At 33.6% G+C, this 26,340-nt stretch carries 22 protein-coding genes; 9 read left to right on the top strand and 13 right to left on the bottom strand.

The features are described from left to right. Positions 1-239: 239 nt before the first annotated feature. Positions 240-899: a CpsD/CapB family tyrosine-protein kinase gene (locus CN514_RS01715; protein ID WP_098231099.1), complete on the bottom strand. Its 660-nt coding sequence runs from the start codon at positions 897-899 to the stop codon at positions 240-242. Beyond that, positions 838-1,584: a YveK family protein gene (locus CN514_RS01710; RefSeq protein WP_098231098.1), complete on the bottom strand. Its 747-nt coding sequence runs from the start codon at positions 1,582-1,584 to the stop codon at positions 838-840. The genes CN514_RS01715 and CN514_RS01710 overlap by 62 nt, the downstream gene beginning before the upstream one ends. Before the next feature lie 740 nt (positions 1,585-2,324). Here CN514_RS01710 and CN514_RS01705 point away from each other — a divergent pair. Further along, positions 2,325-2,687 (top strand): group I truncated hemoglobin, encoded by a 363-nt coding sequence (locus tag CN514_RS01705; protein WP_098231097.1) that lies wholly within the window; start codon positions 2,325-2,327, stop codon positions 2,685-2,687. Positions 2,688-3,018: 331 nt separating this feature from the next. On the opposite strand, the gene CN514_RS01700 is transcribed toward CN514_RS01705, so the two are convergent. The 3 genes from CN514_RS01700 to CN514_RS01690 all read right to left on the bottom strand — a co-directional run bounded on the left by CN514_RS01700 (position 3,019) and on the right by CN514_RS01690 (position 6,118). Then, on the bottom strand, positions 3,019-4,773 hold the full coding sequence (locus tag CN514_RS01700) for a hyaluronate lyase N-terminal domain-containing protein (protein ID WP_098231096.1): 1,755 nt from the start codon (positions 4,771-4,773) through the stop codon (positions 3,019-3,021). Then, complete coding sequence (locus CN514_RS01695; protein WP_098231095.1) at positions 4,773-4,991, bottom strand: hypothetical protein; 219 nt, start codon at positions 4,989-4,991, stop codon at positions 4,773-4,775. Before CN514_RS01695 ends, CN514_RS01700 begins: the two co-directional genes overlap by 1 nt. 206 nt (positions 4,992-5,197) lie before the next feature. Then, positions 5,198-6,118 (bottom strand): lipase family protein, encoded by a 921-nt coding sequence (locus CN514_RS01690; RefSeq protein WP_098231094.1) that lies wholly within the window; start codon positions 6,116-6,118, stop codon positions 5,198-5,200. 192 nt (positions 6,119-6,310) lie between these two features. Between CN514_RS01690 and CN514_RS01685 the strand changes: the two genes are divergently transcribed. Then, positions 6,311-6,796, top strand: coding sequence for a CarD family transcriptional regulator (locus tag CN514_RS01685; RefSeq protein ID WP_286133493.1), 486 nt, complete (start codon positions 6,311-6,313; stop codon positions 6,794-6,796). 385 nt (positions 6,797-7,181) lie between these two features. Here CN514_RS01685 and cspD read toward each other — a convergent pair whose 3' ends face one another. Together cspD and CN514_RS01675 are read right to left on the bottom strand one after the other, a co-directional pair. Continuing rightward, the gene (gene cspD, locus CN514_RS01680) at positions 7,182-7,382 is read right to left on the bottom strand and encodes a cold-shock protein CspD (RefSeq protein ID WP_025568675.1); all 201 of its coding nucleotides are present in this window, start codon (positions 7,380-7,382) and stop codon (positions 7,182-7,184) included. A 224-nt stretch (positions 7,383-7,606) separates the two neighbouring features. Continuing rightward, positions 7,607-9,451 carry a M14 family metallopeptidase gene (locus CN514_RS01675; RefSeq protein ID WP_098231093.1) on the bottom strand — a complete coding sequence of 615 codons (1,845 nt, stop codon included), beginning with the start codon at positions 9,449-9,451 and terminating at the stop codon, positions 7,607-7,609. Between the two features lie 829 nt (positions 9,452-10,280). Here CN514_RS01675 and CN514_RS01670 point away from each other — a divergent pair. The 3 genes from CN514_RS01670 (at position 10,281) to CN514_RS01660 (ending at position 15,241) form a co-directional block, all read left to right on the top strand. After that, entirely contained in the window at positions 10,281-11,912 is a 1,632-nt protein-coding gene (locus CN514_RS01670) for a hypothetical protein (RefSeq protein ID WP_098231092.1), read from the top strand. Next, positions 11,890-14,646, top strand: coding sequence for a DEAD/DEAH box helicase (locus CN514_RS01665; RefSeq protein ID WP_098231091.1), 2,757 nt, complete (start codon positions 11,890-11,892; stop codon positions 14,644-14,646). The genes CN514_RS01670 and CN514_RS01665 overlap by 23 nt, the downstream gene beginning before the upstream one ends. A 64-nt stretch (positions 14,647-14,710) precedes the next feature. Further along, positions 14,711-15,241 (top strand): GrpB family protein, encoded by a 531-nt coding sequence (locus CN514_RS01660; protein ID WP_286141508.1) that lies wholly within the window; start codon positions 14,711-14,713, stop codon positions 15,239-15,241. 259 nt (positions 15,242-15,500) lie between these two features. Here the strand turns inward: CN514_RS01660 and fabZ are convergent, their stop codons facing one another. Then, entirely contained in the window at positions 15,501-15,923 is a 423-nt protein-coding gene (fabZ, locus tag CN514_RS01655) for a 3-hydroxyacyl-ACP dehydratase FabZ (protein ID WP_056469377.1), read from the bottom strand. Between the two features lie 390 nt (positions 15,924-16,313). Continuing rightward, positions 16,314-16,949 (bottom strand): Crp/Fnr family transcriptional regulator, encoded by a 636-nt coding sequence (locus CN514_RS01650; RefSeq protein ID WP_098231090.1) that lies wholly within the window; start codon positions 16,947-16,949, stop codon positions 16,314-16,316. 70 nt (positions 16,950-17,019) lie between these two features. On the opposite strand from CN514_RS01650, the gene CN514_RS01645 reads away from it, so the two are divergent. The 4 genes from CN514_RS01645 (at position 17,020) to CN514_RS01630 (ending at position 20,727) form a co-directional block, all read left to right on the top strand. Continuing rightward, entirely contained in the window at positions 17,020-18,159 is a 1,140-nt protein-coding gene (locus tag CN514_RS01645) for an aminotransferase class V-fold PLP-dependent enzyme (RefSeq protein ID WP_098231089.1), read from the top strand. Then, entirely contained in the window at positions 18,140-18,763 is a 624-nt protein-coding gene (locus CN514_RS01640; RefSeq protein WP_176525756.1) for a YitT family protein, read from the top strand. Before CN514_RS01645 ends, CN514_RS01640 begins: the two co-directional genes overlap by 20 nt. Next, entirely contained in the window at positions 18,760-20,175 is a 1,416-nt protein-coding gene (locus CN514_RS01635; protein WP_098231087.1) for an amino acid permease, read from the top strand. The genes CN514_RS01640 and CN514_RS01635 overlap by 4 nt, the downstream gene beginning before the upstream one ends. A 294-nt stretch (positions 20,176-20,469) precedes the next feature. Continuing rightward, positions 20,470-20,727 carry a hypothetical protein gene (locus CN514_RS01630; protein WP_098231086.1) on the top strand — a complete coding sequence of 86 codons (258 nt, stop codon included), beginning with the start codon at positions 20,470-20,472 and terminating at the stop codon, positions 20,725-20,727. Positions 20,728-20,753: 26 nt separating this feature from the next. Here the strand turns inward: CN514_RS01630 and CN514_RS01625 are convergent, their stop codons facing one another. The 4 genes from CN514_RS01625 to CN514_RS01610 all read right to left on the bottom strand — a co-directional run bounded on the left by CN514_RS01625 (position 20,754) and on the right by CN514_RS01610 (position 26,165). After that, complete coding sequence (locus CN514_RS01625; protein WP_176525755.1) at positions 20,754-21,866, bottom strand: GerAB/ArcD/ProY family transporter; 1,113 nt, start codon at positions 21,864-21,866, stop codon at positions 20,754-20,756. Between the two features lie 17 nt (positions 21,867-21,883). After that, on the bottom strand, positions 21,884-23,065 hold the full coding sequence (locus CN514_RS01620) for a Ger(x)C family spore germination protein (RefSeq protein ID WP_098231084.1): 1,182 nt from the start codon (positions 23,063-23,065) through the stop codon (positions 21,884-21,886). Positions 23,066-23,067: 2 nt separating this feature from the next. Continuing rightward, positions 23,068-24,591: a spore germination protein gene (locus CN514_RS01615; RefSeq protein WP_286141507.1), complete on the bottom strand. Its 1,524-nt coding sequence runs from the start codon at positions 24,589-24,591 to the stop codon at positions 23,068-23,070. A 242-nt stretch (positions 24,592-24,833) separates the two neighbouring features. Continuing rightward, a complete protein-coding gene (locus CN514_RS01610; RefSeq protein WP_098231083.1) occupies positions 24,834-26,165 on the bottom strand; it encodes a UDP-glucose dehydrogenase family protein in 1,332 nt (443 codons plus the stop codon). Positions 26,166-26,340 lie beyond the last annotated feature (175 nt).

Here is a 26,340-nt window from a genome sequence, read left to right as displayed (position 1 = left end):
GTCTTTAACTATTGGATTTTCTAAAAATCCAATAGTTAAAGACTTTAAATTAAATAATGGGCATCTAACCCATCCTCACATCACACTCTCGACGACTTGCGTCTAAGGTATCTATAAACCCACAGCATAACCGAGTGCCTTCATTGATAGAGGTAAGAAGACATCACCTTTTCAAGCTCCCTTTGTTCTCAATAAAAAACAAAACTATAAAAGTAAAATACAATTTTAGCAATATAATCTTATCTCTTATTATTAAGAATGATTCCAACTAAATTTGAACTATCGGCCAAAAGTTTTCTGGCTTGAATAAGATCATTATTTTCCGATTTCCCATAGCGAACAACCAATATTACACCATCGCAATAGTCTGAAAAAATTTTAACATCTGCAACTTCAAGAACAGGTGGAGTGTCAATCAAGACCATATCATACTGATTAGTTGCAGTCTCAATTAATGTTTTCATTAATTTTGAACTTAGAAGATCCGCCGCATTGACAGCTATTGGTCCACTTGTTAATAAATCTAAGCCTTTAATTTCCGTTTGATTTATTACATCTTCTAAGCTGGCATCTCCTGTTAATACGCTACTTAATCCAAATGAATTGCTAACTTTAAAAGCAGAAAATAGCTTTGGGTTTCTAAAATCAGCATCAATTAAGAGAACCTTTTTTCCTAGCTGTGTAAACGATATTGCTAGATTAGCTGCAGTAGTGGATTTCCCCTCATTATAATTTGGAGAAGTAACAATCAAAGATTGTGTTTTACGCCCCTCCATTTTTCCTAGAAAATTAGTTCGAATTGTTCTGTATTCTTCAGAAATTTTACAATTTGGACTTTTAGAAGTTATTAGATTGATTATGTCTATTTTGTGTGATGATTTTCTGCTCTTTAACTGCACGATAATCCCCCTTCAAATCATTAAATTTACTTTCAATCTTACTTAACGAAGTATTTTTCTTATTCATTTTGGAAACAGTCCCTAAAACAGGAATTCCAATTAATTCCTCAACACTTTGCTCTGATCTCACCGTGTCGTCCAATGAATCTAATAAAAAGATGAGAGCTATACCTAAAACTGTTCCTACTAGAAATCCATAAATGCTATAACTGCTATAGCTATCGTTAATAGGTACAGTATGGATTTCTGCGTATGATAAAAACTTAATATCTTTAAACCCTAATAATCTTGGCATTTGATTCATAAAAACATCTGCAGTAGTATTTGCGATTTCTGCTGCTAATTTAGGATCTGAATCAACAGCAGTTATTTGAACTACTGATGAACTATTTATACTTTCAGCTGTAATTTTTTTACTCAACTCATCTGCTGTTGTATTCAAGTTCATCTGATCAATAACATATTCCAGTAATGATGGCTCTTTTACCATTACCAATAGGGTGTTCATTAAATCTGGTGTTTTTGCATTTACAATTAATTTGGAAGATGTCGAATACTGTGGAGTGGTAAAAAAGAACGTGTAGATTCCACCTAAACTAGTAAATAAGCCAATAGATACTAGGAGTATCCAAATACGCTTCTTTATGATTCCAAATAATTTTTTAATGTTAAATTCATTTTCCATACTTATCACCACTTTTTTCAATTTTTATTTACATTTCTTTCATTGGAATCTATTCAATATATAGAACGGAATAATGAGTATGTTTATTATTCTAAATATTCTGAAAATAATCGAAGTTAATATTCATTTAATTTCGTTATATTGAACAGGTTTAGTTAATAATCTATATTTAATTGAAAATAGATACTGTCATTTCCTCTGAATTTTCCATTAAATTAATATTCTATATAACGAACACAAAATCAAGAATGTTTGCTATAGTGTAACTATTTGTCTATCTTATTTAAATTTTTGATTTTATTGAAAACTTAAAATTATCATAATTATGATTAAATTTTAATTCTTTATAAAGAACAAGTCAATAATATTCTCAAAAATTTACATCTTTTTTACTAACTTAAAACACGGTTAACATAGAGCTATTTAATTATAAGTTCCTATAAAAAAACTCTTTAGAAGTTTAAGTAAAGTTCTTAAGTTACGTCTAATGTCGTTTTCTTTATTTTAAAATTGGTATAAATACCCATTTTGATTGTATTAACAACGATTTATCTCAATCCGATTTTGTCAGTCCATAGTTCATTATTTTTAAAATATGTTAACTGATTAGTAATATTAATGTCGATTTTTTTAATTAATATATTTCTTTTCATTACATGTAGAAAAAATACTTTTGTAGTAATATTTCCAGGGTTCTTTGGGGATTCTAGTTTTAGCTTATGATGAAGGGAAGTTTTAATATGGAACAAACTCTATACGAAAAATATGGTGGAGAGGAAACAGTAGGAAAAGTAGTGGACTATTTTTACGATGAATTAGTACTAAAAGATCAAACTGTCAATCACTTCTTTGAAAAAACAGATATGGATAAGCAGCGTCGACATCAGACAAAATTTATCAGTTTTGCTTTAGGAGGGCCAAACCAATATTCAGGAAGATCAATGTCAAAAGCCCATGAAGGCATGAATATTCAACCTGAACATTTTAATGCAATTGCCACTCATCTTCATGATGCTTTAGCACATTTTGGAGTTAGTGAATCAGATATCGATCAGGCCTTAACAAAGGTAGAGTCACTTAGAGATGATATACAGTATAAATAATGTTTATAACCAGCTACTGTTTAATTAAAATTGAATATAGTTTTCTTTACTTATATGGAGTGCTCGTTACCTTCTAATGACTCTAAGCATCGAAAGACAAGTATCTTCAGTCAGTATAAAAATTTATATGAAACTAATCAAAATACTGACTGGAGATTTCTCAATTACCCATAGCATAGGGCACAAAATAACTTAATAAGCGCGGAATTACACCTATTTTTAACCAAGTATTCTTTTCCATAAAAAAGGGGGATTTTCACCCCAAAAGTAAGTTTTGCTCTACTACTCAAATGAATAAAAAAATAATTTAAAACACCTCTTTATTATTTATTCAGTAAAACAGAGATTTCCGAATTTCTACGTTATATGTCATTTTACTAAAGTCAGCAGACTTTAATTTGTAAGTGCTTGTTGCTCCGTCTACTAGTTTATACCCCAATTTAATTTGACTTCTATAATTATGGTTAATACCTTTTGTAAAGTTTGCATCTACATAAAAATTACCACCATTAAAAACTTTTCCACCTGTAGTATCAATTGTACAAATTGGAGAAAATTCTACGCCTCTATTATTTGTACCTCCTGTAGCATCGTCATAATAATCATAAATTACACCTAATATTACTTTTACATTAGTAGAAATCCCAGCATCTATATAAACGGACCCTTGTACATTTATACATGATGACATTTCAACAAATTTATTCTTAAAGGCTACCCCGTTTGAGATTGGTGACTGTAAATCTGAAAAATTATACATTATATAACTTTGAAAACTTGTTAAATTATTACTAACATAATTGAATTTTGATCGTAATTTATACACTGAATCTTTTGATAAGGACAGCCCACTTTTATATATTTCCATTCCTTCAAAATAGTAACCTGTACCATCTGATCCATTTATATCAATTAAGGATTTTAAAGTTGTAAAATCACTTGGTGGCATGCATTCCTTTAAAATCACACATCCATTTGGATAATGGTTAATATCGCCACTATCAATTACGATAGGATTTGTAGCACCTGTTTCTGGACCTTCACCCAAATAAGTTCTCCCTTTTAAAAAAAGTCCTCCATTTCCAGAAGGAGCTGTAATTGGCATGTTTTCTATAATTATTGGATTAACTCCATAAGCCCATCCTTCGTAATCGATAGTCGTTGTTTTTTCAGGTTGTGCTAAAGGTTCATAGGCTTCTTGATATAAATTAGATATTTTAACCATACCTTTAGTGTGGATAACAATAAAATTATTAAAATTATTTTTATCTGCACCTAAGTAGCCTGTTGCCACATGAATATTTGAAATTGAACATGGGGTACCTCCGAAACCGAATCTAATGCCAACTCGATTATAAAGTAACTCAACATCATCTGCTTGAAATAAATGACTTGCTGATTTAATGTATATTCCATAATGACAGGTAGAGAATGACATATGTTTACCACCACTTCCTGAACAAGAAAAACCTGGTGATTTAAATCCATAATCGTAACCATGGATGTATACATTATAAAAATGGAAATTGTATTCAGCAGATCCGTCAATTTGGGCTCCAAAACAAACTCCAGTTGGAACTTCAGTGTAACCTTCATAAGAATAGAACTTTAAATCCTCTACGTAAAAACAAATGCCCGGAGAAGGATTTCGTCGATCATATATAAAATCTTGCTTATTTGTCTTTACTGTAGTGGATACACTTTTAAACCAAGATGGAGATAGTCCATCATTTTCTCCTTTTAATTTTATTGTTATACTTCCTGATATATTAGTTAGGTCTATTGGATTAAAATAGTATTCTCCTTTTGGTAAATAAAAAGTAAACTCACCATTTGGGTATTGTGCAATTAAACTTTTTAGAATGGCTGAATTACTAGAAGCAAATGTACTATTTCCTGATTTCACCCCTAAAGTTTTTAAATTAATAACTAAACTAAACAATTCATTCCGATTTGAAAATAAAACATTACCATTACTAGATCCAATAAAGAGCTCATTTGTATCCGTAGTAAAGCCAAATTCACCAATATCCAAAAGTGGTAAATTTGCTTTAAGACCTCTTCGGATTTGTATTTTTTGTGCCATTAAAAAGTCCCTCCGTCTATATTGCTTAAAGGTGTGTCAGTAAAATTCCCACCATCTACATTCTGATCAAAGTTCACATCAGTAAAATTACCACCATCAATATTGGGGCTAACTGCAAACAAAGGGGTTTTATTACTTAAAAACTTTTGGGAATTTGAAACTAAAAAAATACTTTTCTTATTTTCTATTGCTTGTCCAATTTTAAGAAAATAAGTCAATAAACTTTAACCTCCATTCTATGAATATTAATTAAGATATAATATCTTATGAAAAAAATTTCTTAATTGTCTCAATAAATGACTATTAATAAAGAAATAACTTGTTTTACATGGTAATTATTTTTTGCACAAAAAAATACTAAGATTAGTTCATAAACCTTTGATCAAGGTTTATTAGATTAATCTTAGTATCTTTAAAATGTACTCTATTTCCAAAACGCACCCTCAAACTCAACTAAATCATGATATGGGTACAAAGGTTTCAATAATCTTGCTTTTGTCCATAAATCTGTTGTTTTTTCTAAAGCAGTTAAAGACGTTTTATAATTCTTATCAACTGTAATATATTTTACATTACCGAGATGCTGGAGTGAGTACCCGGTTATTTGTTTAAAGAAGGTTTTATTAGCGTAGTCCAATGGGTCACCATTTACAATGTAATTTGTAAATAGCGGTTTAAACGTTTTTTGGACTTTTTGTGACTTTGCATGAAGTTTTTTCGAACCATCATCTAATAGTACACCTAATGAGTTAAATGTAACGCCCTGTACAAATAGATGATTTTTCAACTTTTTATCATTCTTAAGCTGATAACCTACAAATTGAGCCAAATAACCTCCAAAGGAATGACCAGTAACGTATACACTTGAATGAGTGTTCTCTTTTTTATTTAATATTGATGTAACCCACTCATATGCTTGCTGAGCTTGTTGATCTACGACAACTGGCGAACCATTCTCTGGAGTTTCAAATTCAACTAATCTTTGATAAATATCTTGTAAATTGATTTTCTTTAATCCACTAAATGCAAATAATAAACTATTATTTTTATTGTTTTTTAATGCTATTGCTGAAAATCCAATATTACCAGATGTAATGGAAACAAGACTATAATCGCTAAGATTCTTATGAACTTGAGTAAGTAATGGATCAACAACCCCTTTATGTTCCCTTAAGCTATTGCCTATTTCTTTACTTAGAAATGCTTCATAAGAAAGCTCAGATGCTGCTAGTAGTACGCCATCGGGAAGCTTTTCTAGCTCTCTTTGCTCTTGTTGGCTACATCCGGTGGTCGTTGTAAAAAAAGTAAGTACTGTAACGATAAAAATAACTACACGAAAATTCATTAGTAACCTAACCTCCTTTCGACAGTCTCTTTCTTCATATTATGTCCACGACCATATGACATGTTCATCTTTTCCCCAAAAAAGTAAAAAAATATACATAAAATATTGACAGTTTTATTTTACAAATGTTATCATATAAATTTTGTTATTTCATTTATTAATGTTATACTTAAGTTATAAGAATTTTCGGAGGTGGGTACATTGTTCAAAATTGGCGATCAAATTATTTACCCAATGCAGGGAGCTGCAGTAATTGATTCCATCGAAGAGAAAGTTATACAAGGTGTAACACAACAGTACTATATAATCAACATACCATCTAGCAATTTAAAATTGATGGTCCCTCAAGGGAAAGTGTCAAACACGAAAATTCGTTTAGTCGAAGACAAAGAACATTTAAGTAATGTATTAGATGACTTTTCAAATGGTCTTCCCGACGATTCCTTATCTTGGAAACAAAAATATGATTTAAACATGAAAAAATTAAAGTCTGGCGAATTACTCGCTGGTGCTCAAGTTGTACGTGATCTAACGCTTCAAGGCAGGGAGAAACCTTTAAATCCTAGTGAAAGAGAAATGCTAGACATGGCTAAACGCATGTTTGTTGGTGAACTTAGCTTAATTAAAGGCATATCACAGCTTGAAGCAACCGAATTAATTGATTCTGCATTAAAATAAATATGTATTTAAGAAAAGGAGCTTACTTAAGCTCTTTTTTTTACTTTATGAATACCTAAGAGGACCAATTGATCAAAATATGAATGTAAGCTATAAGACCACCTTTTGTGTTTTTTTGGTAAAATTGATTATTTTATTAAATTCACATCAGTTTACAAACCATTTTGGTTGATTTGATACAATTATAAAAGAAAAACTGGCTGATATTTGCAGTTTTAGTAATTTTTTCTGTTTTTCTTTTTTTAATTGCAGATTTGACTGTTTTATTTGCGGTTGTGGCATTTTTATTTGCAGTCGACGCCATTACCACTTCACTTCTCCAAACAAAATAAAAAAAGACTGCTAACAAATATGCTAGCAGCCCTTTATTCACTCAGAAGTGAAATTATAATTTAACTACGTTTTCAGCTTGAGCGCCACGGTTACCTTGAGTGATCTCAAAGCTTACTTTTTGGCCTTCTTCAAGAGATTTGAAACCGTCGCCTTGGATAGCTGAGAAATGTACGAATACATCGTCTCCACCTTCAACAGCGATGAATCCGAAACCTTTTTCTGCGTTAAACCATTTAACTGTACCTGTGTTCATTGTACGAACCTCCATATATACCTGTTTTTTTACACTTAATGAGTATTGTTAAGAAAAAATACACACATTATAACAGGATGAAAATTCGTCCCTTTTAACACATGAATTGAATTAACCAATTTCTTATTAAGTATGTTCCTATCTTAACATAAAATGAAATGAAAAACAAATTGTGCACGAAGAATAATTAAATTTATTAATTCTATTTTAAAAAATGTGATTTTTTACTTTTCGTTAGCAAGTATTAAACCAACTGGTAAGTTCTTCTGCATAATACTACTAAAGTAACTATTTGGAACTGGTTTGTTCCCTACATAAGGAGAAATTTCAATCGTAAATCCAGGTCGTTTTTTTGCAGCAACATACCAGTCTTTATATCCACCGCCTCCACCTTTTGCGGGAGCGACCAAACTATAGCCTGTTTGTTTCGATAATTTTGTAGCAATTGCCTTATCTCTAGCCATTTGAGTTCCTGATTGATTATAATGCCAGAAAATAATATTTCCTGATGAGTGGTATGCAACTGTATTTTTGAATGAATGTTTATTAGTGAAATCATATAAAGCTTTAGCTTCTGGTTCACTTAGGGCCTTCGTACCTTTATAGTTATCAGGGCCAGGCTTTGACTTATTACCAGAAATCGTATTCCACCCAGCTGGATATTGACGATTTAAATCTACGCCACGTACATTTGCCTTCCAAGCTTTAAAATTCTTGCTACCATTATTTAGTTTAATGACCTGATTTGGATTTTTTGCACTACTCGCACCTTTTTGTACAAGCATTACACCATCAGGATTAACCATTGGTACAAAATAAATAGACGTTTGAGATAAGGTTTTTCTTACATCAAAACCAGAAATCTTTGTATTTTTTTCATACGCACTAGCGTATTGATCAAGCATTTCCATTATGACATTTGTTGTCATATGCTCACGAGCATGATGCGAACCGTTAATACTAATTTCAGTTTTCCCAGTACCTAGTTTAATTGCATATAAATTTCTACCATCTACCGATTTACCAATTGTTTCAACTTTAGTAAATCCAGGATACCATGCATTCAGTTCCTGTAAATCCGCTGTCAATTCTTCATATGAGTAATCACCATTTGGGTCAACATAGTTATAGGTTTTTAACGAAATATCCGCTTTAGGGATAAGCCCCTTAAGTCCTCCAACTTTAACGACATAATAAGAGGAATAGGCTGAATCAATTACTATTTTTTGCTTAGCAGGTACGTTAACCATTGTTGGTTTCGGATCACGCGGGAAGACAATTTTAGTATTTCGCACTGCAACACCCGCCGTAATTTTAACAGGCTGCGTCACAATACTAATTACAGGTAATGTCTCATTTGGTAAAGGAATTGTTTTATTTTTATCAATATAAGCAGTTTGATTAGAATATTGGATCATTAAATACTGATCCTTCACACCTGTTTTACTAAAAACCGTATTTGCTTTAACTGTTCCCCTATTCACTAATTTACCATTTTCATTTAATAATAGAGGTGTATCGTTGGTTACTTTAAAGACTTTCGCCGTTGGGTAGATTTCCCATGGAGTTGCATTTCGGACAGCACTTTTTAATATAGTCCCCGCATTCCCATTATAAGTAACATAGTAAAGGTCATTCTCCTCTTTATCTACTTTTAACTTAACGTTTGCTGGTATTGTTATTGTAGTAGTTGTAGTACTAGTTGTTCCTCCAGTTGTTTCTCCTCCGGTTGTTGCTCCGCCGGTTGCTTCACTAGTTGTTTCTCCGCCGGTTGTTTCTCCGGTTGTTGCACCTCCGGTTGTTTCTCCTGTTGTTGCTCCTCCGATTGTTTCTCCTGTTGTCGCACTGCCGGTTGTTTCTCCTGTTGTCGCTCCGCCGGTTGTTTCTCCTGTTGTTCCTCCAGTTGTTGTGCCACCGGTTGTTCCTCCAGTTCCAGTACTCTGAATGGTCAACTCTGTAGGTTTTAGAGTTATAACCCATTTGTCTACAGCTTTTGTTTCCGCAAATACATCTTTAAACATACTAAACATAAGTACTAAAACAATTAAACTAATATAACCTTTCTTCAATCCCTTCACCTCTCTAGTTACTTAAAAACAATTGTGTATATGTAAGTAATTGTTATTTACTCATAACAGACGAAAAGCTCCCTAAATGGGGAGCTTATTTTAATTGTCTACTATATTAATATTTTATTATATTAGCATTTTCATTGCATATTAAAATTGTATTACACGCTTACCCATTCTCGTTACGTTTTTTACTTTAAATATAGGTATTTTTTTATAGATTTTAGTTAAAACTATGAGGATTTTACATATATATTTGATTTGATGTTTTTTATTTGCGGTTTCCAGTTTTTATTTGTGATTTCCGAATATTAATTGCGATTCTCACTTTTTATTTGCTATTCCCGAATTTTAATTGCGACTTACATTTTATTTGCCATTCCCGGAATTTAATTGCGATTCTCGCTTGTTATTTGCGATTCACGGAATATAATTGCGATTTACATTTTTTATTTGCGTTCCCGGAATTTAATTGCGATTCTCACTTTTTATTTGCGTTCCCGGAATTTAATTGCGATTCTCACTTTTTATTTGCGTTTCCCGTATTTTAATTGCGATTCTCACTTTTTATTTGTGGTTTCCGAATTTTGATTGCGGATTCTCACTTTTTATTTGAAGTTCCCGGAATTTAATTGCCATTCACAATTTTGATTTGCGTTCCCGAAATTTAATTGCTTCCCACTGTTTTTATTTATGATTCAAAAATCTTAATTACGACTTAATAGTAACAATCTAAATCAACTTTCAATTTTTCCCTTTTCGGCTATGTGTATCGTATTTGTTTAGGGTATAATTACCATTAAGAATGTTTCGAGTAAGGAGGCATCGAATGCTTCAGCGTGATTTAAATAAAGATATTATTTATGAACTTTCATATTCACTTTTTTCAAAGCTTTCTCCTCAAAATACGAGGGATGCTGAGCTTGTTGAAACTGGCCTGCAGTTGTATCGACTAGGTCAAGTATATAATGTTTCGGTTCGCGAAGGTCGCCTAGTTGGTGTTGTCGAAGAAGGGGATCAAATTCATTTACCAATTCTACATATTGAAAACCATGATCAAAATGGATGTGATTGCTACGAAGCTCCTCCATGCCAACATCAAATTGCACTTCTTTGCTATGCTGCCGCTTCATTTTCTTTAGTCGGAGATCTTATGAGGAAGTTTAAGCAGTCTTCTTTAAAAAGTATCCCGAATATCATGACTGGTCGCCAACTGCTAGATCAAATGAGTATGTTTGAGCAGGATCGACCGAAAGAGACAGTGGCGTTATTTGAGCAAAAGTATAAGGAGTATATAGAACAGCAAAGAACGTCATTTTACCAAGATGTTTATTTTGTATATCCATTATATGAACGGTTTTATCATGGATTATTGAATCAACAACCACGTCAAGAAAAGGAAAAGCTACAATATCAGTTACTTGCATCAATTTTTACAATGAATAAAATGGTCGGACAAATCGAAATTCAAAGTACAGTTTACGACAATGCGCATTTACCACGCGAAATGACAATGCTAGAAAATCAAATTGACGCAGTAAGTAGACAATTACATAATTTAACTGGGGGTTCCGTGTCTACTCAGTACGAAGAAGTTCTTCGTGAGCAGTTACAGGCTCTTTTATTAGAGAGAAATCTTTGTATAGTTCCTCGATATAACTCTTTTCGCCATGTATATAAAGAGCTATTAAATAGTCCAAAGATTTTATATAAGGATTTAGAAGCATTATCAAAGGTTGAGGATAACTATTATGCAGATTTAGGAAAAGCTCATCTATATTATTTATTAAAAGAAGATGAAACAATGCTGTCCATTATAAAGCAATACAGCAATAATGAACGTACTCTCTATTGTTTTTCCTACTGGATAGAAAGTCTTCGAAAAAACAATGAAACAGATCGGCTAACATTATTTTTACCATTGTATTACGAGATGCTTTTACACTTTTTAAAAAATGGCGATGATGAATATGCAAAAACTACTTTTGCGAAACATTTCCTTACTAATTATGAGTACAATAGTTTTTACACTAATGAAACCGCCGGGCTAGAAGTAGTTTATCAAGCATTACTTCCATATAGTGTGATGCAGTACACTGATTATTTAATGCATAATCGAGAATACAAACGATGGGCTGAGCTGCAAATGCACTTATATTCTTACAATCCTGATTACATTGATAAACATGACCTTCAGGAAGTACATAAGAACTCACCTCAATCTGTATTACCTATATACCATCACTTAGTTCTTTATTACATTGAGTTAAAAGGCCGAGCAAACTATAAAATAGCTGTTCGATATTTGAAGAAACTAAGAACAAATTATAAAAAATTAAAGCGCATGAATGAGTGGGAAGACTATATTCAGTATGTTGAATCTCAATTTATTCGTTTACGTGCACTTCAAGAGGAATTAAAGAAAGGAAAATTAGTCAATGAAGCGACTAGCAAATCTTAGTATTGCCGTAAAATGGGTCGAGCGAAAAGGCTTACTCATTTATGGAATGCAAAGTCACGGTGTCATTTTACCGGTAACCGCATGGAAGCATCTAGTGTTTCAATGGCATGAACCTTCATATTATGGGACATTATTGCAGCCGACCCGAGTCGGTCAGATTGAAGGAATTCTTTTAACTCCAATTGAAGCACTTACTTTTTTTAGAGAACACCAAGAAAACTCATTAGTAGAGATTACTTATTTAGATGAAGCAAGTGAGTTTCATTCGGTAATCTCACGTTTATATGATGATTTTAACGAGGGCCACGTTTCGCCAAGCTTTGCTCATTATCAGACTGGTGAAGAGCTATGGAAAATTGATGGATTTGAACAATTAGAACCAACTTTACAGGAATTGGTTTCTTCTGCAATTAAACAGCAGTTTGAAATAGAAACATTAAAGTCTAAACGCTGGGATATTGCTAGGGGCTTGTATCACAATCCAAGTTATATAAAACAGCAACTCACACATAGTATTGATGAAGACGATTGGCATGTAAAAATCGGGCTAAGAGACGATGATGTTCCATTTTCAATTCGATTAGTACTTGAAGAGCCAATGAGTGAACATGATGACTGGAATCTTCGTACATATTTAATTGATGAGCGAAAAACGATAAAACCTTATGAATATAACGGACACGAATCATTACATAAAAAGCATTCTTCTTATGCTGAGTATTTAGATCGAACGTTCCAAGGAGTAGGATTATTAGCACCAAACTTAATCGATGATCATAAGCCAAAAGAAGTTTTAAGTGAACAAGAAGCTTGGACATTTTTAACAGAGGATAGTGAAAAAGTACTTTCCGCAAATATTCAAGTTCTTTTACCGAGTTGGTGGCAAGCTTTAAAACAAAATAAGATGACTTTAAAAGCAAGTGTAAAAGGTAAACCTGCTGGAAATTCATTTTTTAATATGGAAACATTAGTTGATTTTAACTGGCGAATTTCTACAAATGGAATGGAGCTATCAGAACAACAATTCCAACAATTTGTTGAAAATCAAAGACGTTTAATTCAATTTAACGGTCAGTGGATAGCACTTGACCCTGCTTTTATTGCACGTATGAAGAAAATGATGGCAAAGGCTGAAAAGCAAGGACTTAGATTTCACGAAGTTCTTCAACATGAGCTACTACAAGGGACTGAAAAACCTGAGGACGATCACTCACCTTTTGCCGAGGTTGAAATTGAAGTAGATGATGTATTCCGAGAATTAACTAAACGATTAACATCCATTTCAGAAGTTCCTGAGCTTATTGTTCCTCATGGTCTGCAAGCAACATTACGAGCATATCAGCAAAAAGGATTCGAATGGTTAGTTCATTTGAAAAATATGGGATTTGGTGCACTACTTGCTGACGATATGGGGCTTGGTAAAACAATCCAATCGATCTCTTATTTGGCTTATCGTAAAGAAAACGAAGAAAAACGAGGAGCATCATTGATTGTCTGCCCTACCTCTGTTATCAACAATTGGAAACGAGAAATTGAATTATTTTATCCTGATTTAACTGTTCATGTTCACTATGGAGGTAGCCGATTAAAAGGTGAAGACTTATTTTCAATAATGAGAGATGTCGATATTGTCATCACCTCCTATGCTTTAAGCGTGTTAGATTATGAAGACCTAAAGCAATATGTTTGGAAAAGTATCATTCTTGATGAAGCTCAAAACATAAAAAACCCAACGACAAAGCAGTCTCGCGCAGTTCGTGGGTTAAAAGCTGAGCACCGCATTGCTCTTACTGGTACTCCAATGGAAAACCGCTTAACGGAGCTTTGGACAATATTTGATTTTATAAATAGAGGATATCTTGGTTCACTAAACCGTTTTGCTAGCAATTATGTAAACCCTATTGAGAAGGACCGAGATGAAGAAAAGATAAATGCTGTTCATCGTCTAATTTCACCTTTCTTACTAAGACGAACTAAGCAAGACGAAGATGTTGCTTTAAATCTTCCACCAAAACAAGAACAAAAGATGCTTTGTCCGTTATCAGTTGAACAAGCGGCATTATACGAGCAAGTTGTTCAAGACAGCTTAAAACAAATCGATACATTAACTGGTATCGAACGCCGAGGCCGCATTTTATGGATGCTAAATAAATTAAAACAAATCTGTGACCACCCTTCTTTATTCTTAAAGGAATCACAGCTTGTTGAATTCGAAGAGCGCTCAAGCAAAGTTGAACGATTATTCGAATTAATAGACCCAATCCTTGAACAAAAGGAAAGCTGTCTAATCTTTACTCAATATGTGAGAATGGGTGATATGCTAAAAGAGGCAATCCAAGCAAAATTTGGTGAAGAAGTATTATTCCTAAACGGTAGCGTTCCTAAAACAGCTCGTGATAATATGATTTCTCGCTTTCAAAACGGCGATGTAAAAGTGTTTATTCTTTCACTCAAAGCTGGTGGAACAGGATTAAACTTAACAGCAGCAAATCACGTAATGCACTTTGACCGTTGGTGGAATCCAGCAGTTGAAAATCAAGCGACTGACCGAGCATACAGAATAGGACAAACAAAATTCGTTCAAGTCCATAAATTTGTCACGATCGGAACGCTAGAAGAAAAAATTGATGAAATGCTACAACGGAAACAATCACTTAACGACACAATCATAACGAGCGAACAGTGGATTACAGAATTGTCTATGGATGAGCTTGTTGATTTATTAGGTGTTTAATATGAAAGAAAATGGGATTATTGTATAAAGATAATCCCATTTTCTATTAATTGGAGGCTATATTATGGGCACAAATACTGGAATGAACGTAATTGTCAAAAACCATGATGAAAATTGGAAAAATCTTTTCCAAGAAGAAGCTAACCGTATACGTGAAATTTTAAAAAATGAGCTTATTGAGATTCATCACATTGGTAGTACATCCGTTCCAAATTTAAAAGCCAAACCGATTATTGATATGTTACCTGTCGTTAAAAACATAGAAAACATAGACAAGTATAATGATCAATTGGCTGAAATTGGTTATGAGGGACTTGGTGAGTTCGGTCTTCCAGGTAGAAGATACTTCCGAAAAGGTGGCGAGAATCGTACCCACCAAATGCATATGTATCAGTTTGATAATGAAAAAGAAATTGAGCGTCATATTGCAGTGCCTGCTTATTTAAGAGCACATGAGGATGAGATGAAAGCATATGGAGAATTAAAAGGGCAGCTTGCTGAAAAATTTCCAAACGATATTTATAGTTATATGGACGGTAAAGATGCTTTTGTGAAGGAATTAGAGCGAAAAGCCATAGAGTGGAGAAAGAAATAAAAATAACCTATTCAGTTAATAAAAATTTTTTATTGAACTTCAATTAAATCTGCAGTGTCTGCTGGGAAATAGCATGATTCACAGGTTTCACTAGCTTAATTGCAGATCAGTTTACCTGAGATTATTTGGAGAGTGGCCACCTGAATTACAATTAATTCTACTTCTACTAATTCTATTCAGACCTTATAGTTTACTATTATTACTTAATAAAAGAAGCCTAATTTTTTCAAAAAATAGGCTTCTTTTTTATTCACTCTATTTATTTAAGTGCAAATGTAAGTTCAGCTTCACAAGCTATTTGTCCGTCAACTGTTGCTACTGCTTTACCTTTACCAATTGGTCCACGCATTTTCACTAGTTCAACCTCTAGTCTTAGCTGATCACCTGGTACTACTTGTCTTTTAAAGCGGCAATTATCGATACCAGCAAATAATGCTAGTTTTCCTTTATTTTGCTCAAGGCTTAACGCCGCAACTCCTCCAACTTGTGCTAGTGCTTCTACAATTAATACCCCTGGCATTACAGGATAATCAGGGAAATGACCGTTAAAAAACTCTTCGTTAGCAGTTACATTTTTAATACCTATCGCACGTTTACCTTCTTCGTGTTCAATAATACGATCTACTAATAAAAATGGGTAACGATGAGGAAGAATTTCTTTAATTGCTTTAATATCTAACATTTTATGTAGTCCTCCATTTGTAAAGATTCAGTATGTTAATAAAAAAGAAGCAAGTCTTAAGACCAGCTTCTATGCGCTATAAATATAATACTATCTTATTTTGTATGTTAACGCAAACCAATAATGGAACCGCTCATTTGCTTAGTAATATTACTCCAATTACTCTATAAGAGCTAAAACGGTCAGTTTCTTAGTCAATTAAACCAATCATAGAACTCATATGTTAACTATTACTTTTAAGTCCAGTTATTAGTGATCACCTATAAGCAAAGGGGCATCTGTCATATTTACAGAAAATTTATAAAAGTTAGAAATTTTGTAAAGTATTTGACAGACGAAAGGAACTGATTTTTTTATCATTAAGTTAGAACAAGAAAGAGATGCTGCTCTTTAGGACAACAGTGTGTATCGCCCATTTTGTTTCTCAATGAATCCTTTTTCACATAATTCATTCATTACATAGGACACACTTACACGTGATGAACCAACTACATAAGCTAGTTCTTGGTGAGTGAATGGAATCGTAATTGTTATACCCTTAGGTGTTTCCTTACCATATGAGGATGCTAATTGGCGCAACATTGTTAAGACACGCTCTCCTACATCTGAAAAACTCATTAACCTCGTTTGAAGAAGTAGAGCTGATTGTTTATTACTTAGCGATCTTAGCGTTTTAAGAATGAGTTCTGGCTCACTCATGACGATATCACGAAACGTTGATTTTGGAATTCGAAGGACACGTGCGATTGACGAGGTAGATGCGTTATATCCATATGCTTCATCTGCCCATACGTTTGATTCTCCAATTAGATTACCAGAGCCTACGATATATAAATGGCGCTCGGCTCCATTAGGTGATAACAAGTAAATACGAATTCGCCCTTCAAGGACGAGATAAACAAATGGATGATTTTCATCTTGTTGGAATAATACTACTTCACGTGAGAATGACAGTTCTTTACTTACTTTAAGAAAATGTGCTGCTGTCCATTCGCCTTGTTCAAACCATAAGGATTGATGATTCATATGTCACCTCAAATTAATTATGTATCAAATAATGAAAACGCTATCAAAACAGCGAAAGGATGAATTTAATATGACTAGCCCATTTTTAGAGAAGCGTTCTCTTTTTCCAACCTTATCTGAAACAATTCATTTATCAAGTTGTTCCCAAAGTGCAATCTCATCACCGGTCAAAGAAAGTATTCAATCTTACCTTACAAGCTGGACCGAAAAAGGTATGGACTGGGAAGGATGGATGGACAAAGTATATGAAGCAAAAGTCGCCTTTGCTACTTTAATAAATGCTTCTCCTGATGAGATTGCGGTGTTATCTAGCGTATCTGATGCCGCTTCATCATTCGCTGCGTCGCTAGATTTTACTGGAAGTCGAAATAAAGTTGTTACAACAGATATTGATTTCCCATGCATTGGTCACGTTTGGCTATCACAAGTACCACGTGGCGCAAACGTCACGTTTTTAAATGAAGACCTTCATCAAATTCAAATCGAACAATTTGAAAAAGCAGTGGATTCAAACACACTTATTACATCTGTCCCACATGTGTCTTATTATAATGGGTTTATTCAGGATATCAAAGCTATATCAAACATTACCAAAGCGAATGGATCACTACTATTTGTCGATGCTTATCAATCTGCTGGAAGTGTTCCAATCGATGTAAAGGAAATGGGAGTCGATGCACTCGCAACAGGTGCACAAAAGTTTTTACTTGGTATACCTGGGATTAGCTTTTTATATGTAAGAAAAGAGTTAGCAGAGACTCTCCAACCCCCAACGACTGGTTGGTTTAGTCGAGTAAATCCATTTGCTTTTGATCAGCATCTTCTTGATTATGCGGAAGGGACAAGGAGATTTGATACTGGAACTCCAATGATGATTAACGCTTATGCAGCTGAAGCAGGAATTTCTTTATTAAATCAAATTGGTGTTCCATCCATTCAGGATTATCTATCTTATTTATCTACTGTTGCAATTGAAACAGCGCACTCACTCGAATTGACCGTTGTTAGCCCTACAGATTTATCAATAAAAGGTAGTAACACTGCCATTCGAGTAGAACAAGCTAATGTCGTTGAGCAATACTTAAAAACAAAAAAAATAATTGTCTCTGCCCGAAATGACGTTTTACGTGTAGCTCCTCATTTCTACAATACAGAAGATGAAGTTGTACGCGCGATTGAGGAAATTGCTTATGCAATTAGGAAAAGTTAACGAAAAACTATATTTCAAAAAATCAATTATGGTAATTGTCGGAACAATTTTGGTCGCACTTACCTATTATTTTTTCCAGGTGCCAAATGGAATTGTGGCTCCCGGACTTGGTGGTATCTGTATGTTGCTTGTTAGATTTATACCTATTCCACTAGGGATTCTTTACTTTTTATTAAACATACCACTATTTTTAATTGGATACCGAGCAGTTGGAGTACCATTTGCATTGCTTAGTTTACTCGGAATGTGTAGTTTATCATTCTTCTTAACTCTCTTTTCATCACTACCAGGCCCGCATCTTCCGTTAATAGGATGTATACTCAGTGGGATTTTGTCAGGAATCGGGATTGGGATCGTGATTTTAGCAGGTGGTACAACTGGAGGACTTGATATAGCAAGTGTAGTAATCAATAGAAAATCCCCAAATTTTTCTATTGGGAAAACGATGATGATTATAAATGGAATTGTCCTTTTGTGTTCCTTAATCGGAGAAGGATTACAGCGAACTTTCCTCACGTTTTGTAGTATGCTGATTGCCGGAAAAAGTGTTGATTGGACGTTAACTTATAGAAAACAATTCAAGAAAGGTGGCGAAACAGTATGAATGAAAACAAAACTGTAATTGAACGAGAAGGAGGACTAAGCCGTTCGCTAACTAGTAGACAGCTAACCATGATTGGGATTGGTGGAGCAATTGGCACCGGTTTATTTATGGGGAGTGGCATAGCAATTGGATACGCTGGACCCGGAGTTATTGTAAGTTATATTATTGCTGCATTCATAGCAGTCATCATGATGTTTAGTTTATCTGAAATGGCAGTTGTGCACCCGACAGCCGGTTCATTCGGTACTTATGCAGAGATGTATTTAAATCCTTGGTCAGGTTTCCTTATTCGCTACACATATTGGGCGGCACAGGTAATCGCAATTGGTGGAGAAGCTGTCGCAGTTGGACTGTACATGCAGTATTGGTTCCCAAGTATTCCTGTTTGGTTATGGACACTTGGATTTGGTATTGCTTTAGTCCTTGTGAACAGCAGGTCTGTTTCCAACTTTGGTCAAATCGAGTATTGGTTTGCAATGATTAAAGTTGTGGCTATTGTACTATTCATAGTTTTTGGTGTTTCGCTCCTTTTCGGAATTGGACATTCGCAATCTGTAGGGTTTCATCATTATACTGATCAGCACGGTTTCCTACCTAATGGATTTAAAGGAGTTTGGATGGCTGTGCTTATGGCAATCTTTAGTTTTTATGGTGTAGAGATTGTCGCTGTAACAGCAGGGGAATCTAAAGATCCCAAAAAAGCAATTCCTAAAGCAATGAAGAGCATGGTTCTCCGTTTGTTTTTATTCTATATTCTATCATTAGGAATCATCGTTGCAGTTATTCCTTGGATGCAAGCAGGTGTCCATGAGGTTTCTGGATCACCTTTTGTAAAAGTCTTTGAGAGTTCTGGTGTGAGATATGCGGCTGGCATTATGAATTTTGTTATCTTAACTGCTGCACTTTCCAGTATGAATACTAATTTATACTTAACATCACGTATGTTATTCTCCTTATCTCGTGGAGATTATGCTCCAAAATCATTCGGTAAATTATCTAAAAATGGTACGCCAGTAACGGCAATTTTCATTTCAAGTGCAGGTGTATTAATCGCAACTGTATTGTCTATGTACTACCCAGATACATTTAATAAATTATTTGGTATCTCAATCTTTGGTGGAATTTTAGTATGGCTTATGATTTTAATTAGTCATCTTCGTTTTAGAAAAACCGTTCACCTTCATTATAAAGAGCCATTGCCAGTTAAAGCACCGCTCTTTCCATTTCTTCAATGGATCGGAATACTACTACTTAGTGGTATTTTAATTACTATGGCATTTTCACCGGATTGGAACTCAGCTTGGAAAATTGGTGTTCCGTGGGTCATATTAGTATCAATTAGCTACTGGATCCAAAAGAGTCGCAAATCGAATTTATACAAACATAATTCAAATAATAAATCAGCACTTTAATTATTTAGCTCAAATTTTTTAAAAGATTGTTAGTTTATAAATACAAATCCATACAAAAAGACAGGTATAAAAGAGGTAATCGCCTTTATCTATCTCTTTTTTATTCCATTTATTGATTTACCGATTTCTCAACCTTTACGGTTTTAATACTCAGCTCTAAGAAACTTAAGCAGTATAAAAATTTTCAGATAAAAGCTCATAGACTTTTGTTGAAGATCCCGTAACTTTTCGTATATTCCCTGCCATCATATACCAAAATAATAGTAATTAGTCATTGTAAATGGGGTGCGGACATTGAAAGTATTTTGGGTTTTTCTTTGTTTATTTATTCTAGAAATGTGCTTATTGGAAGGGATCGACTTATATAACGGGGATCAGTTTCCTCACTTACTTACGAATATAAAACTTAGCAAAACAGAACTAGTAGGTGAAGATTATGTATTAATTTTCTTTTTTACAGTACCATTCGGCGTTGCCAAAATCGTCCTATCGTATATGAAAAAACTAAAAAAGAAACGAAATCAAGAACAAAATCAAAATACTTCTAATTAAAACGAAAGAGAATGCAGTTAGAGTTTCTATGCTGCATTCTCTTTTGTTTTTGCTTTTTTTTGGATGATTGCAATAACCAACAGAGCAGTAGGTATAATGATTTGTAAAGGTATATGTAAATAGTAAGGTACAATGTCGAACCCTTCTTTATAGTGCTCTAAATAATCAGGTGCCATCCATACGGAACAAATTACTATGATTACTGCAATTGGATAGGTAAGTGTATCCGTTTTTTTTACTTTAAATAAATCTGCCGCTCCAATGATCGCACAAAAGAAAAAAACCGTTATCTTAATAAATCCCCCTACAGCAATAACAATGACGACGACTGAATCGAGCCTTTGAATAAAATCAGCAATATTGATATAACTAATTGCAGTTAAGATAGGATAAGTGGCTCTCACCACCGTATTTGCTCCTAAAATACAAATGTTAAGCATTGTTACTACTGTTAAAAGCAGACCTGCAAACATTAATCCAGGAATGCCGACCTTCCATGCATAATCCTGTTTCTTTAAATAAGGTAAAATCATTGTAAATACAATCATTTCACCAAATGGAAATGTAACGGTCAAAGGGTAAGCCTCTTTTATTACAGTTTTCCAACCGGTCTCTAGTACAGGTCTTAAATTATCAGTTTTTATTAAGCCAGCAATTACTTCAAAACCAATTATTGATACAATTATGAAGATGATTACGAAAAATAGAAACTCACATACTCTACCGATTACTTCAAAGCCTTTAAAGACCGCATACATACATAAAAACATAAATAAAATACCAATTGAAATAAGAGAGGACGCGTTGTAAAGTGTAATCACTAGTAATTCTTCAAAGTCTCTAAGAACTCGTGCTCCAATATAAATAAAATAGAGAATATAAACCATTGCTAGTAATTTGCCTGCAAACTTCCCTAAAATAGATTGAATATACCTCGTAAGTGGTAACTCGGGATACAGATCAAATAATTTAATGTAAACACAAAATAGTAAGCATCCAGTAACCAAAGCTATTAAAACGCTAATCCAAGCATCCTGCATTGCACCAGATGCAAGCCCTACTAGTGTAGCGCTCCCCATTTCAAATAAAAATATAATACTAAAGAATTGGTAGGCACCAATTGATAATTTTCGATTCATTAGCATTCCCTTCTTTTCTAAAATGGATAAGCTTTTTTCCTCATACCTACATTATTTATTTGAACATCAACATCAATTTTTACTTTAGCTTTTTGAAATTGGTCATCCCAACTTTTCTCATATTTTTTAAACTCTTTTGGATCTGATAAATGAAGTTTATCGCCAAACCCAAAAATATCTGCCCCATATCCTTGTGCTTTTTTAATTCCTTCATCTATGGTTTTCTTTATCTCTTTCTCACTTAATATTTCATATTTTTTTAGTGTGTTTGCTTTATCAAAATTGTCATTACAAAGTACTTCATCAATAATAGCTATCGCTTTTACCTTAATGTGAATTTTTGGTGTTTTATCTTTCATTTTAATCTTCGTGTCCGTTTTCACACGTGTGAGTTCCATCGAATCATATTCTTTTTTGCTACATTTTATTTGGATATTTGTTTCTTTTATTGCATTATCAATTATTTGTACCGATTTTGCCGGTGCGCCATCTAACCACCCTACTAGCCTTCCTTTTTTAATAACGCCTAGCCCTTCAATTTTGTTATAGGATGATTTCACACTTGAAAAATTATCAAGTGTTTCAGAAGTCTTGGTTTCATTTTCTAAAGTGGCACCATTAATGACTGGTTCTCTACCACTACTTGAAAGAGCTGATATTACTTGGCGCATTTGTATTTCTTGATTCTCCCCTAATAGAGATGACGTATTTTTAATTTTTCCTACGATTGACTTAGCAGGTAATTTATCAAGAGCTGGCAAGTTATTCATTACTCGATAAACACTGTCGTTCCTTGCAATAATGACTGGAATATTAACACGTATTTTGGAATCCCGCTCAAACACATCAAATATATAGTTCAACGTTTTTTCCTTTGCTAAGTTTTCACCAATAACAACGAGTGCAACATGAGAGTATATATTTGATCGAGAAACACTTTTTGTAACGTTTCGAGCCGCTTCTGAAATCGTTCTACCTTTTTGTTCTATGGAAATAACTGGTGTACCTATTGAACCAGTAACACTGGCAATCGCACTCGGATTAATAATTTGAAGAACCATATTGTATTTATTATCTTTAGGTAAATAATCGACACCCATAGCTACCACAATCGATACACTATTTAATTCTTTATAATTAGAACAACTCACCAAAAGTAAACTTGTAATTAGAATTAAGATCATACATTTTCTTTTCATACTTATTCTCCAGATCTTTGTTCTTTAACGGTTTTTGTGTTTCCTTGACTAGGTACAACTAAAATAGTATCTTTTTGACTTTTTAAACGGAATGGAGCAAATGGTGCAAAATATGGCTCTCCAAAAGATCGTAGGCTACACATATGTAATAATATTATTAAACCGCCAATCAAAATTCCAAATAAACCAATATAAGCTGCTGCCAATAATAATATAAACCGAAGAATCCTAGCGGCTGTTGACATATTATAATAAGGGATCGTAAAGCTAGCAATCGCAGTAATTGATACGATGATTACCATTGACGCAGATACAAATCCTGCTTGAACAGCTGCTTGCCCCAAGATTAAGGCTCCAACAATTGAAAGCGCCTGCCCAACCGCTCTTGGCATTCGAATTCCGGCTTCACGTAATACTTCAAAAATTAGTTCCATACCAAGAGCTTCAACAATAGCTGGCAAAGGCACACCTTCACGTTGAGCAGCTAAGCTTACTAATAAAACCGTTGGAACTACTGCCTGATGAAATGAAGTAATTGCAATGAAAATTCCAGGTGCAAACAAAGCAGTCCAAAAGGACATATAACGTAGCAATCTTAAAAAAGTACCAATATATGAGCTTTGATAATAATCCTCTGGAGATTGAAAAAACTGTGTAAATGTAGCTGGTAAAATTAAGACAAATGGTGTACCAGCTATAAAAATTGAAACACGTCCTTCCAGTAAGTTACCTACTACAGCATCAGGTCTCTCTGAATTAATCATTGTAGGAAAAATAGTCTTTTGGTCATTTTGAATATAGTTTTCAATATAGCTGGATTCTAAGATTTCATCTGCATTAATAGCCTCTAAACGATGTTTTACTTCCCTTAATAACTCTTCATCTACAACACCTTTTATATACATTATTTCTACATCAGTTCTCGTTACTTCACCTATTTTCATTGACTCGATTCGCAGCGCTGGGTGTTGAATTCTATTACGAATTAGAGAAGTATTTGTACGTAAGCTTTCTGTAAAGCTATCCTTTGGTCCTCTGATTACTGTTTGTGTTGAAGGCTCTGATATACTTCTAGATTGCACCATTTTTGTACATGCAACTAAGAAATTACTATCATGATCTAAAAGAACAACGGTATCTCCAATTAGTAATGCTGATAGGAGATTTGTATAGCTTGATTGTGATTTTAAACTTGAAACGGCGATTACGCTTTTTAAACCATTCTCTAGATCTGTTAATGACAGCGTTGTTTCTTTTTCAGCATTAATATTAACAATTTTATTAATGATTCCATCATTCACTAATTTTTCATTTGAAATTCCGTCAATATGAATCACAGCAAAAGAATACTGCATGCCTTCCCCAAGTGTTTCATGACGAATCACAAGGTCGGAGCTATCTCCAAAATCATCTTTTATTCTTTTTATATTCTCTAAAATGTCCTTACTTAAAGAACGGGATATATTATTTTGAAATGGAATTTTTTTATTTGTAGCTGCACTATTGGTTTCTTTGTAGTTAAACACTTTTTCCACCACCCTATAATCATGGCTTATATTCTTATACTTTTTCCAAAATATTTCATTTAATGTATTGTTTTCTATGTGGTTTATTTTGCACACAAAAAAAAGGCTGTCTCATGAGACACCCCGCTTCACTTTTGTTATAATAATTTTTTCCTTCTAGAATACTCGATCTCCGGAGTGCCAGTCTTATCCAAGCAACTTAAAGGTCCAACTCCTATTAAAGAGTCTATAATTTATTATAATTATTTACTAATAAGCTGTGGGATTGGATTCACCGGCTTTCGACCGATTGAGTAATAGTGGATATTCTTTTTTTGTATTTTAGTTAATTCAAAACAATTACGTCCATCAATAACTAACGGAAGCTTCATTAACTCCTCATACAATTGGAGATCAGTTTCTATGATTTCTCTCCATTCAGTCAAAATTAATGTGGCCTCTTTTTCATGAATAGCTCCCTTCACATTAACTGAATAATTTATGGAATCTCCGAATACTTTTCTTAATTCAGGTAAGGCATATGGATCATATACTGTTATTTTAGTACCTTCTCTGATGAACTGATTAATTAAATCGATAGAAGGTGCATGTCGAATATCATTTGTATTCGGTTTAAAGCTAACTCCTAGAATTGCAATTTCTTTATTTTTTAAATTTCCAAAAAGAGATTTTGTTAATTCGAAAAGTTTTATTTTCTGTTGATTATTAATTGTAATAACAGATTTTAATAGTTTTAAGTCTACACCTACTAGCTCAGCTTCTTTTACTAACGCAGTCGTATCCTTTGGGAAACAAGATCCTCCATATCCAATTCCAGCTTTTAAAAACTTTGAACCGATTCGGTGGTCTAGCCCGATACCATGAGCAACATAATCAACATTAGCATCCAATTTTTCACAGATCGTGGCAATTTCATTAATAAAACTTATTTTAGTAGCTAAAAAAGCATTAGATGCATACTTAATCATTTCCGCACTTCTTGCATCTGTTGTATAAATAGCCGTATTAAATGGCTTATATAATTCCTTTATCAATTCCGTTGCACTTTGACTTTCGGAACCTATAACAATTCGATCACCATTAAATAGATCGTAAAGTGCAGAACCTTCCCTTAAAAATTCAGGATTTGATACGATATCAATCGTTAAATATCGAGGAGCATTTTCCAACATTATTCTCTTAACTGCCTCATTCGTTCCAACTGGAACAGTGCTTTTAATAACTACTGTTAAATTTTTTTTAGCATTAATTGCGATCTCTTTCGCAACACTTTTTAAATAGTGCAAATTTGCTGTTCCATCTGGAAGTTCTGGTGTACCGACTGCAATGAATATGATATCTGCATGGCTATAAGCTTCTTTATAATTTGTTGTAAACTCAATTTTATTAAGAAAAATATTTTCTACCAACGCTTCTTTCAAACCCGGTTCAAAAATAGGGCAAATTCCTTTTTGCAGTAATTCAATTTTTTCAACATCAATATCAACACACGTTACTTTGTAACCAACTGTAGCAAATGAAACCCCTGTAGTAAGACCAACATATCCCGTACCAGCAACAACTATATGCGTCATGGTTCATCCCCTTCCTATACAATTAATCAGTAAAGATAAAAAACATTTAACACTGCCTAAAGTGAAGATTAATTTAAGTTTTAACATTTACTTTTAATTGCAAATTCAGTTTTGATTTCTATAGGTCTACTGCTTTTTGTAGAGATAAAAATTAGTATCTCTACTTATCTTGAAG

Origin of the sequence: Bacillus sp. AFS001701 (assembly GCF_002559405.1) — a bacterium.
GTDB lineage: Bacteria > Bacillota > Bacilli > Bacillales > Bacillaceae_G > Gottfriedia.
This window is presented reverse-complemented; position numbering and strand designations above follow the sequence as displayed.

Excerpts from the sequence above, each read along its gene's own strand:
- CN514_RS01710 (WP_098231098.1), bottom strand. The coding sequence starts at position 1,584 with ATGGAAAATGAATTTAACATTAAAAAATTATTTGGAATCATAAAGAAG.
- CN514_RS01705 (WP_098231097.1), top strand. The coding sequence starts at position 2,325 with ATGGAACAAACTCTATACGAAAAATATGGTGGAGAGGAAACAGTAGGA.
- CN514_RS01700 (WP_098231096.1), bottom strand. The coding sequence starts at position 4,773 with ATGGCACAAAAAATACAAATCCGAAGAGGTCTTAAAGCAAATTTACCA.
- CN514_RS01690 (WP_098231094.1), bottom strand. The coding sequence starts at position 6,118 with ATGAATTTTCGTGTAGTTATTTTTATCGTTACAGTACTTACTTTTTTT.
- cspD (WP_025568675.1), bottom strand. The coding sequence starts at position 7,382 with ATGAACACAGGTACAGTTAAATGGTTTAACGCAGAAAAAGGTTTCGGA.
- CN514_RS01670 (WP_098231092.1), top strand. The coding sequence starts at position 10,281 with ATGCTTCAGCGTGATTTAAATAAAGATATTATTTATGAACTTTCATAT.
- CN514_RS01665 (WP_098231091.1), top strand. The coding sequence starts at position 11,890 with ATGAAGCGACTAGCAAATCTTAGTATTGCCGTAAAATGGGTCGAGCGA.
- CN514_RS01660 (WP_286141508.1), top strand. The coding sequence starts at position 14,711 with ATGGGCACAAATACTGGAATGAACGTAATTGTCAAAAACCATGATGAA.
- fabZ (WP_056469377.1), bottom strand. The coding sequence starts at position 15,923 with ATGTTAGATATTAAAGCAATTAAAGAAATTCTTCCTCATCGTTACCCA.
- CN514_RS01650 (WP_098231090.1), bottom strand. The coding sequence starts at position 16,949 with ATGAATCATCAATCCTTATGGTTTGAACAAGGCGAATGGACAGCAGCA.
- CN514_RS01645 (WP_098231089.1), top strand. The coding sequence starts at position 17,020 with ATGACTAGCCCATTTTTAGAGAAGCGTTCTCTTTTTCCAACCTTATCT.
- CN514_RS01640 (WP_176525756.1), top strand. The coding sequence starts at position 18,140 with ATGCAATTAGGAAAAGTTAACGAAAAACTATATTTCAAAAAATCAATT.
- CN514_RS01635 (WP_098231087.1), top strand. The coding sequence starts at position 18,760 with ATGAATGAAAACAAAACTGTAATTGAACGAGAAGGAGGACTAAGCCGT.
- CN514_RS01625 (WP_176525755.1), bottom strand. The coding sequence starts at position 21,866 with ATGAATCGAAAATTATCAATTGGTGCCTACCAATTCTTTAGTATTATA.
- CN514_RS01620 (WP_098231084.1), bottom strand. The coding sequence starts at position 23,065 with ATGAAAAGAAAATGTATGATCTTAATTCTAATTACAAGTTTACTTTTG.
- CN514_RS01610 (WP_098231083.1), bottom strand. The coding sequence starts at position 26,165 with ATGACGCATATAGTTGTTGCTGGTACGGGATATGTTGGTCTTACTACA.